The 9,957-nt window shown below is 61.4% G+C and carries 7 protein-coding genes and 2 pseudogenes; 6 read left to right on the forward strand and 3 right to left on the reverse strand.

All coding sequences use genetic code 11. The features are described from left to right. Positions 1–204: 204 nt before the first annotated feature. Positions 205–1,515 (forward strand): VldE C-terminal domain-containing protein, encoded by a 1,311-nt coding sequence (locus CHC09_RS48190; protein WP_275407969.1) that lies wholly within the window; start codon positions 205–207, stop codon positions 1,513–1,515. A gap of 198 nt (positions 1,516–1,713) precedes the next feature. Here CHC09_RS48190 and CHC09_RS45880 read toward each other — a convergent pair whose 3' ends face one another. Beyond that, on the reverse strand, positions 1,714–2,673 hold the full coding sequence (locus CHC09_RS45880) for a hypothetical protein (RefSeq protein WP_143232876.1): 960 nt from the start codon (positions 2,671–2,673) through the stop codon (positions 1,714–1,716). 244 nt (positions 2,674–2,917) lie between these two features. Here CHC09_RS45880 and CHC09_RS41470 point away from each other — a divergent pair, with 244 nt between their 5' ends. Next, on the forward strand, positions 2,918–3,688 hold the full coding sequence (locus CHC09_RS41470; RefSeq protein ID WP_143232877.1) for a hypothetical protein: 771 nt from the start codon (positions 2,918–2,920) through the stop codon (positions 3,686–3,688). A gap of 123 nt (positions 3,689–3,811) precedes the next feature. Here the strand turns inward: CHC09_RS41470 and CHC09_RS45885 are convergent, their stop codons facing one another. Further along, positions 3,812–4,555 carry a hypothetical protein gene (locus tag CHC09_RS45885; RefSeq protein WP_143232878.1) on the reverse strand — a complete coding sequence of 248 codons (744 nt, stop codon included), beginning with the start codon at positions 4,553–4,555 and terminating at the stop codon, positions 3,812–3,814. Positions 4,556–4,755: 200 nt separating this feature from the next. Between CHC09_RS45885 and CHC09_RS41480 the strand changes: the two are divergent. From CHC09_RS41480 to CHC09_RS45900, 4 genes and pseudogenes are all read left to right on the forward strand, one after another. Beyond that, positions 4,756–5,332: pseudogene (locus tag CHC09_RS41480) on the forward strand (transposase); the annotation flags it as partial. Between the two features lie 298 nt (positions 5,333–5,630). Continuing rightward, positions 5,631–6,530 carry a hypothetical protein gene (locus CHC09_RS45890; RefSeq protein WP_143232879.1) on the forward strand — a complete coding sequence of 300 codons (900 nt, stop codon included), beginning with the start codon at positions 5,631–5,633 and terminating at the stop codon, positions 6,528–6,530. A gap of 640 nt (positions 6,531–7,170) precedes the next feature. After that, complete coding sequence (locus tag CHC09_RS45895) at positions 7,171–7,656, forward strand: zinc-binding metallopeptidase family protein (RefSeq protein ID WP_143232880.1); 486 nt, start codon at positions 7,171–7,173, stop codon at positions 7,654–7,656. 24 nt (positions 7,657–7,680) lie between these two features. Continuing rightward, on the forward strand, positions 7,681–8,724 hold the full coding sequence (locus CHC09_RS45900; protein ID WP_143232881.1) for a hypothetical protein: 1,044 nt from the start codon (positions 7,681–7,683) through the stop codon (positions 8,722–8,724). A gap of 168 nt (positions 8,725–8,892) precedes the next feature. Here the strand turns inward: CHC09_RS45900 and CHC09_RS41485 are convergent. After that, a pseudogene (locus CHC09_RS41485) lies at positions 8,893–9,647 on the reverse strand (transposase family protein); the annotation flags it as partial. Positions 9,648–9,957 lie beyond the last annotated feature (310 nt).

Consider the following 9,957-nt stretch of genomic DNA (forward strand, 5'->3'; position numbering starts at 1 on the left):
CCAGCCGCTCAAGGTGGGCCGCCCACGTGGGCGGCCCACGGGTCTTTTCGTGTTTCACCACCAAGGGAGACAGCTATGTACCGAACTCCTCGTTCTGCCTACGATCGAGCCTGCGACTGCCGTTGCCCCGTCCACCGCGGCCAACAGCGCTGGGCCTACAACTATCCGGGCTGCCGCTGCCTGACCATCTGCGCCAGCCAACCCATGACTCTGTTCGCCCCGCAGATCAACGGCGCGCTGTTCCTCGACACCGACGACGTGCTCTGGTTCGTGCCCGGCCTGGAACCAGGTCACTGGGACTGGCGCAGCGCCACCCGGGTCAACCCCGGGCACCCGCTGTTCGAGGCCAGCGACCGGATCACCGACCTGCTCCGCGACACGAACGAGGGACTGTGCTCCTGGCTCATCGCCTCTGATCAAACCCCAGTTCTTGCCCTGGCCGGCCGCGGTATCCGGGCGAAGCCCGGCCTTTTTGCTTCACCGAAGGGCCAACATTTCATGACCAAAGCCATCGTCGGCATCGTCGTGGTCGTCATCTTCGCGTGCTTCGGGTTGCCCATGCTGTTGATGTCCGCCGTGATGGGCGGCGGCTCCGGTGCGTGCAGTCCTGCCGTCGCGCCCAGCATCGACGCCTCCGGGCAACCGGCGGGCACCGGGCAGTGGGACACCGACCAACTCAACATCACTGTGACCATCATCGAGGTCGGGGTCACCAAAGGCGTCGGCAGTTGGGGGCAGACCATCGCGCTTGCGGTAGCGATGCAGGAATCAGGGCTGCGGAACCTGCCGTACCTCGGCGACGCCAACGACCACGACTCCATCGGTGTCTTCCAGCAGCGCCCGAGCCAGGGGTGGGGAACCCCTGAACAACTGGCGGACCCCGCTTACCAGGCAGGCAAGTTCTACGACAAGCTCAAGACCATCCCCGGCTGGCAGAGGATGCCGCTTACCGAGGCAGCCCAAGCCGTCCAGGGCTCGGCCTACCCCGGCGCGTACGCGAAGTGGACCAACGACGCCATCGCGCTCGTCGACCGGTACGGGACCGGTGAGATCGCGCTCGACTGCTCAAACATGCCGTTCGGCAGCGCTGAACCGGCACCCCGTAACCCCGACGGCTCCTGGCCCGAAGAGACCTGCTCCATCGTTCCCGACCCGACGACCGGCACCGGCTGCCTCACCCCACGCACGTTCCACTTCGTCCAGCAAGCTACCACCGCCGGCTGGCCCAAGCCGGGCTGCTGGGATGACCGAGACAAGGGCGAGCACCCCTTGGGCCGGGCCTGCGACTTCATGATGACCCCTGGCGAGGAGGCCCACGGCGCCGCGAAAGCCCGAGGCGCCGCGATGGCGGCGTGGGCTGTCGCTAACGCCGACCGGCTCGGGATTATGTACGTCATCTGGTATCGCATGATCTGGACCGACGACGGCCGTGGCTGGCACGCCTACGACAACCCGTGGGGCGGCAACGACCCGGGCGGCTGGCACACCAACCACGTACACATTTCCATGCACTGAAACCAGCAACAATTCACATGCGCTGATTTGTCGATGAGTGCGTCGCGTACATCACCTTGGGTCTCACCGGGCCGGGCTTTTACCGTCTACCCCCTTATGCTGTGCAAGTAGAAATGCTCAACATGCAGAACCCACTCGGACGAATCCTTATCTCCATACACCTCGGCGGTCGCGGCGACATCGTAAGCCGGAGCGAAGTCATTTTCGAGTCGGCCTGTGTCCCACCAGGTCCCCTCGATGACGATAGACACCCTCAACTGCACCGAGGCTGATGCGTAAGAGCGCGACGTCTCGATGTCGCCAAACCTCGTCCACAGAATCAATCTGTGTCACAAAGGTTTTGGTGTTCAGGTATCGGTCTAGATCCCAGCCGCTCGCGCGGACCAAGTTGCCGTAGTCGTCAGTCGGCACCAGACGAAGCGCCGCCTGATCGATTTCCGGAAGTTGGTCATATATCTTTCCTAAGAACTCGTTGAGTGCAAGTTCGCTTCCGGGAGTCAAAGTTAGCAGACCTCTTCGCGTCTGCCATAAGTCTTTCGCCATGATCGGCGACTCGCGTCCTTTGAAGTGGACGACTGCGTCACGATCGGCGGAGACAAGAACAACATTTCTTAATTGCGTAGACGCCCGCTGCTCCAATAGGTTGAATGAAGCGGAGTCGGCTGCACCCGTCTTGACCCGTGAGCCGCCAAGAATCTTCTGATTTCCACCCGAATCTGTTTTCCGACGCGCGGCTCCCGTCTGAAGAATTTGATCTCGAATTCCCTGCACGGCGGCCAGGGGGTGAGTAGCAAGGCGCACTATCTCCGCGCCAGCCCCTTCGAGGGAGTCGGAAAGGACTTTTACTAAATGCTCGATTTCTGTTGCGCCGCTTGGTAGTCCTGGCCAGTTGGGTACGTCGAGCCCGACCCGTCGTGCGGCGGCCAACGAATTCTCGAACGGTTCGACTGTTCGAGAGATCGAGTCGCGTAGGTGCTCGGCCCACTCCCATAGGACGGGCTCAAGTATCCATACCGCTATGTCGCGCTCTTGCTCTTCGATAATATTTACGAGGTCTTCAATCTTGCTCAGGTCTAGTAGCCCGCGCGGCATGGAGTTGGTGTCCAAAGCTATGGCCACGACATTGTCCGGGAAGTTGAATTTTTCATCAACAGACACCCCAACGATGATAGGGAGGCAGTTCTTCGTGGGCAATGTGGCGGCGGGCTAAACGGAGGCGGTCAGGAGCGCAAGGTGCTGGAGCAGGTGCGCCGATCGACTGCGCCAGCGTATGGGCGCGGCGCTAACAGGAGCAAGGCCCGGCTCCGAAGCCCGCTCACCACTGCCGGCCGCGCGAATCAACGGATAACGAATCCCTGACTGGATCGTCCTGCGGATGCTCCTGCTGTGTGAGTATGTATCTGTGACGTTCACCTTGGCGCGGGCGGCTGGGCTTGCTGGAAAGTACGCATCGATGTTCACCAGCTCCGACCTGGAGTTGCGGTTCCTCGAGTGTGGACTCGGACTCTTCGTGCCGCCGCCGCGTTCCGGCTCCCAGCGCTACGCCAAGACCGAACTGATCGCGACCACGCTCACTGGGGCGGTTAAGGCAGCCGGAAAGGACTCAGACGTCGCCAAGGGCGTCATGGAACTGATTGTCCTCGTCGCGGAACGGTGCGACGAGGATCAGTTTGGCCGGCTGCGTGAAGCGACGCGATCCGGAGGTTTCGATCTTCGCCGTGCTGACGGTGAGGCCCGGCTTCTACCGCTAGACGAGCCTCATATTCCGTTGGGAGAGTCGGTTTCCGCGCTCGAAGTGGATCTTCAACGCCTCGGGATGGCCGTGGCCCACAATCACTACCGGCAAGCTGTGGACAGCCTGACGGACGGGCGACACGAAGCGGCCAACGGCCAACTGCGTGCGATGTTTGAGGAAGTCGTCGCTTACCTGGCCGTGCAGCAGGGATTCAGCCGCACCAGTCAGGGCGCGGGTGGCCGAGCGATCACCTTCCTGGTGGACAACGGGCATCTTCCCGCTGATGATGGCGGCCTATATATCCGTGGTTTGTGGAAGATCGTGCAGACCAACGGTCCGCACCCGGGCGCATCGCCCATCGGCGAGGCTTACTTCCGCACACATGCGCTGACCGCCGCCGCCCGCTACCTCATCGATCGCTTCGCACCGCCTGCATAAGAGCCACTACCTTGCCCTGCCGAGGAGCGGCATCGCCCGGCATGACAGCGCAGCACTCGTGCAGTCTCTTTCGCGCCCGGCGCTTCTGACGACCGCCTGAAGCCCAGTCGTTGGCCGAGCGTATTAGTCTGCTGCAGCCTCGGGTGTGGCCAGTAGCCGGACAAAGTGGTCGCCGTACCCCGTGATCTCGTACTCAGGTTCCCAGCCTCCGTGGGGTGTGTGGTTCTCGCTGATCTTCGTGATCAGGCTGTGTCGTTCCAAGACCAAAAGGGCTCCCGGCGCGGCATCCGCCAGACCGGAATCAGCGGCCGCGATGCTGTAGGGATACCAGCGCCGAGCACTTTGCGGGTCGACGCCGTGAGCGGTGGCGTACTCGGCAAGGTGTCGTGGTGCCTCGCTCATGATTCGCAGGACGCGGACATGGACAGCGTCAAGATCGGCGATGACACGGGCGTCAGCGAGTTCGCTGTCGACCTTGGTCCCGGTCTCATCGGCTGCGTTGGCCAAGACGCGGCCGAGGGCTCGCCGCTTGTCGCGCATCGCGCTGTCCTGCGCTGCGCTCAGCACCCGTACCAAGAGTTCTTGATGTTGTTCATCGCGGGCGAGCTTTTCGATGAACATCTCGAACCCGTCCTCCTCGACGCCGGCCGCCTGAGCCGCGTCAGCGAGCGTCTCGGCGGCGTTGACCATTCGCTGCTGGAAGAACCGCTTGTCCAGATATGCGAAGGCACGTTCGAGTACAGGGGTCAGTGCCGCACCGGCTAGAGCCCCACCCGGTCCCGCCAACCCAGCAGCGGCACCGACTGCTCCCGCAGCGGCACGAGCAGCAAGAGCCCGGGACTTTCGATCATCATGTTCGCCGGTCATTCGTCAAGTATCGGCGGCGGCGGCAAACGGCGGCGGCAAGGGTACCGAGCACAAGTAGCAGGTAGATCGATATCCGCTGGCTTTCCGGCCTTCACGACCGACCTCTTCGGTATGCGGGGGGTCGTCGGGCCTGGTACCGCCGCCAACCTACGGGGCCAGGGGGACAGTTGGGGACAGCTGGAGACAGCTACCCCGACGCGTTCACCGACCTCAACTACGACCTGAACGGATTGGTACGCAACAAATCCGGTCGCAGAGCCAGCCCATCGGCATCCATCATGGACAGCCAAAGCGCGAAGACGTCCACCAACGTCCCGACCGCCACCCAGGGCATCGACGCCGGTAAGAAGATCGCCGGTCGCAAATGCGGCGTCATCACCGACACCCTCGGCCTGCTACTCGCCGTCATCGTTACCGCCGCTTCCACCAGCGACAACACGATCGGCATCGACCTACTCGACCACGCCACTCGGATATACCCAACCCTGACGAGGCCTGGGTCGATACCGGGTTTCGCAAGAAGGTCGTCGAACACGGCGCCACTCTCGGTGTCGACGTCGAGATCGTCACCAAGGATCCGCAGGTCAGGGCTCTACGGTGATCAAGCGGCGATGGGTTGTCGAACGCACGATCGGCTGGCTCATGCACCACCGCTGCCTGGTACGCGACTACAAAACCCTGCCCACCACGTCCGCCACCATGATCCGCATCGCCATGATCGACAACCTCACCCGGCGAGCCACCGGCGAAACCACCCCAACCTGGCGATACGGCTAAAACCGCATAACACACAAACTACGTGAATCAGACGCCCTCTTAGACACGTCCGGACCAGGCAGATACCGACCGGTGTACATGTGACCTTGCGCGTGGAATGTGGGCGAGCAGCCAGTCGGCGGGTTCCGCCGGAACGTTGGCGTCCTCCGTGCCGTGCCAGATACCGACCGGCGAAATTCCGAAGTTTGTCAAGTTGGCGGGGCACGGCTTGTATAGTTAACCGAAAGACCTGCACTTGGCCTGCTATGCATTGATCCCACCGGGCAGGCGCTAGGTTCGATCGGTCCCAGAGGCAGCCATGGCCAAGAATCGCAAGAAAAGACCCGGCCAGCCGAATCGCGGCCGACTCCGCAGCGACGCCAGCAGGCCTAGGCAAGGCATCGCCACGTCCAAGAAGGTCGCTGGCGCGGTGACGCTGGCCCTACTTGGCGGCGTTGCTGGGACTTATTGCACCTATGTCGTCTCGGGGAGACAAGAGGTCCGAGTTCAGCGCGCCACCCACGCCGATGAACTGGCTCACGACCGAATCGTCGCACCCTTTCGGGTCGAAGGATCCAACGATGGTGGCGTCGAATATTCCATCTCAAGTAGCCATATTCTTGAGATCGCCGGCACTCCTGTTGACCCCGAACACCCCGACCGATTTGCGCCTGTCGACGACAAAACTCTGGTGGGCGTCCCGCTCGGGGGTAGCCCATCAATCGTTGTAGCGCATGAAGGGTTTACACTTGTTGGCCAGCGCTCGGTGCCTGTGGATATCGTCGGCATGAAGGCGCGCGTTACCTCACGTCTCGCCCCACTTTCTGGCACCATCGTGGCGATCGAAGGAGAGGGGGTCGAGGATGACGTAAAGATGGGATTTGATCTCGACTCCAGAGATTTGTCGGCCAGATCAATACTCGACCAGCCGGGGAAACCGCTTTCAACGACGAGATTCTTCGCAGACGTGCACGTGACTTTGGCGCGTGACGAACGCGTGGAATTTGAAGTATCGACGTACACTGCATCGTGCAGGTGTGCGTTCGTCATTGATGTAACATTATCAGATGGAACAGTTGTCGCCGTAGACGACAATGGTGACCCCTGGCGAATATCCGCCTTCGCTAAGCAATACAGTAAGTCCTATATTTGGGATGTAATTACTTCCCGTATTCAGCCCTGCGCCTGGCCAAGGGAATGTCTACGTATGGATTCTTGACCGACATCAGAATTGCGTAGATGATTCGTCGCGATTGAGTTAGCCACACCGGACAACGCCCGCGGGGTGGGGCAGGTATTACCGGGCGGGACGGCGGCTGGCTGGCAACCCTTCAGTCACTTTCGGGCTCAATTTCAACGGCAGCCGATAGCGATTCAATTGCATCGCAGCATCCAATGCGCGCTGTTACGTCACGGTTATATCCCTTTAGTCAGTGGGTCCCGCGGTCTGCACGCTTTCGGCCAACTTCTAAATGACTCGGGCGAAAGCTGTGTCGTTCCTAGCCGACAATTCTATTTCCGACTTCGCACTAATAATGGCATGAGCGTGCGCCACTACCTCCAGGAGCCGGGGAAACGAGGTGGTAACCCGCAGCTCACTAACGATCTCCGGCGCCTTTCCTTCGATTATCCTCGATTGGGTGACTGGCCCGACATCCACTCCGAAGCGGCGTACCTAGTCAGCGGGTAGTCGTACAATTTCGGTTACCTCCGCGCGGGGATGGATTCCGAATATCGCTACGCTCCATGCCGGAGGAAGAGAAGTGTTGCGTCGAATCCGTCCGCTGATACTGATATCGGCTGTTTTAGTCATTCTGGGAGTCGCGGGAACGACCGTCTGGCTATGGTGGAGGCCGGAAATGGAACTGACGTTGACAAGTACGGACTGGCGCAACACGAGCTATCAGAGTGACTGTGCGGGTGAGAGCGCGACTCAGCTTTCGGTGACCATACGCGACGGGGTGGGTGAAGTGCCACCTGCAGATCCGGGATTTGCTCCGTCGGAATTTTGGGTGGAGAGCTCGGCTGTGGGCGATCTGACTGGCGACGATCGTCCTGAAGCCGCGGTGGTGTTGGCATGTCACCCATCGAACAGCAACTTCGCGGTCTGGGAAATACTGGTATTCGCCGAAGGCCCCACCCGGCTGGCGCAAATCGTGGTCGAACCGCTGCCGGATGCCCTCTACCCAGGTGTCGACTTCGCATCCGACGAACTGGCAATTAAAGATGGAGGCTTAACGGTCGGAGTCATGTACTACGGCCCGGAAGACTGCCATTCCTGCGGTCCTTCGATTCATCGAGAACTCTCGTGGCGGTGGAATGGGCAACAGTTCGTCCAGTACTAGGGGCACTCCAGTTGAAGGGCATTCATGTCGAAGCGAGCGTGGCGCGGAGCGGGCGGCGCGAGTGCGGTCCTCGTCAGCGTGGCAGTGGGCGTAGCCACCAATGTCGCTACCGACTCTCCCACCACCGGCTGGGTCGTTGGGCTCGTCGTGCTGACCGCCGTCGCGGTCGTCATCCAGATCGGACTTGTCATGGTCGACAACAGCGAGAGCGACCTGGCGGCGCCGTCCGGCGATGCTTCCGGGCCGGTCCAGGCCGCCGCAGCCGCTGGCAAGGGCCGGACATATCAGGCCGGCGGCAACATCGGGTTGACCGGTGGGCACCTTGCCTTGATCGTCAGCGTCGTCGGGTTCGTGGTCGTCGGCGGGGTATCAGCAGTGTTGATAATCATGACTCCAAGCGCTGATGATCAAGGCACAACACCTTCTCCGGCCACCGGACCGACCAATTCTGTTCCGGGTTCACCATTCTCGGTTAAGGTGCTGACAGACCCGGAGATCTATGTCGCGCCGCAGGATCAGATCAACACAGTGAACAGTTTCCTGTTTCCGCCAGGAAGCCTCGCGACCGTCGATAAGCCGGGCGACGCCTGCTACGCTTGGCACTCCTGGGCACGGAACAACAATGCGGCGGACTTGGAATCAACGAATCTTGCGGTTAATATCACGGCCCTCACCTCCGACGTCGTCCAGGTGCTAGGAGGCCGTCTTGTGGCCACCTCATTGGCAAATCCAGGTGGCGATATCGCGGAGTGCAAGCAAGGTGCTGAGACGATCGCATCCTTCCTTGACATCGACCTAGATTCCAAGAAACTGTCGTTCCGCTACGGCGGCGCCACTCCCGCACCGTTCAATATCACGATCAAACCGGATGAGCCGGAGACGATCTACATGCAGGCAACCACGAGAAAATGCTACTGCTCTTGGTTTCTCGACCTTGACATCGCCGTTGCCGGAAAAGACTTTACGTACCGAGTGGCTAACAATGGAAAGCCGTTCGTAACCGCACCATCTGACGGCGACTATCGACACTACGTCTACGAGTCGGATTCCTGGATACGGATAAAATGAGCCTTTTCATTCTCGGCAGGTCGGGTTTCTCGGCGTGATGTAGGACCAGAGCCCCGGCAAAGTCGTGATGGTGTCCGACTCGAGCGAATCGGGGAAGCGATGCCGCCAGATGCGCAAGGTCCGGTCGCGAGGCATTGATCCGTATCCTCGGTAGGTCGGGTTCGCGTCGTGATGTAGGACGAGGATGGCCTTCCCGATGCGGGTCGCCCGGTGCGGGCTGCAGCGCAGCCTGGTCAGGACTTTCCAGGTCCTGAGGGTGGCGTTGGCGCGTTCGCCGATGGCGCGAATCTTCGCGTGGGCGCGGTTGACCTTCTTCTGCCAGCGGGAGAGTTTCGGCCGGTAGCGGTGGCGTTTGAACGGGGTCCGGATGCTGCCGCGGGCGCCTTGGTATGCCTTGTCGGCGAAGGTCATCACGTTCGCGTTGGTCAGCGTGTCGATGATGGTGTGGGTGCGAGCCGCGGTCAGGCCATCGACGGAGCCGGGCAGGGCAGCCGATGCCCAGATCAGTCGGCCTGCCGGATCGGCGATGACCTGCACGTTCACGCCGTGACGGCGATGTTTGCCAGAGTAGTAGGGCTTCTGGTCGGCGACCCGGTCGATCGGGACCTGGGTGCCGTCGAGGATGGCGTAGGCCAGCAGGCGGATGCTCTTCATCGCCGTGGTCAGGTCGTCGGCGGTAACGGCGAGCAGGTCGATGGCTCCTCGGACGTGGCGCCAGGCCATCGTGACGCCGATCTCGAACCCGGAGGCCAGACGGGTCAGGGTGTCTCCGTTGCCAGGTAGGCAAGGGCTGGCAGGGCTTGCCAGCCGGGGTCGAGGCGCCGCCATCGGGATCGCCGCTGGTAACGGCGGGATCGGATGAGGCCGGCGAGGTGGTTCAGGCTGCGGGTGGACAACGGAATCGCGGCAGGGTAAGACAGCACAGCGAGGCTCCCGGTTGAGGCATCTGATCTTGATCGATTGCTGCCTTACCGGGAGCCTCGTCCTATGTCGACACCGGCCTCCCGCACTGTCCGTGACCTGCACCGTCACGATGAAAATGGCTCAGCCTGCCTTGATGACTGAGCGGCACTGGACGCCTGCTTCATCGTGGAGGACCGCTGAGGCATATCTGAGGACACGCGCAGATCTTGGCCTCAGAGGCCGGTCCGTGAGGTTACGTCCGTTTCTGGCTGAGGGTGAATAGGCCGGGCTGGGTCTCGGTCAGGATCTCGCGGTTGACCAGGCGTTTCA

Origin of the sequence: Actinoplanes regularis (genome assembly GCF_900188005.1) — a bacterium.
Taxonomy (GTDB): domain Bacteria; phylum Actinomycetota; class Actinomycetes; order Mycobacteriales; family Micromonosporaceae; genus Actinoplanes; species Actinoplanes regularis.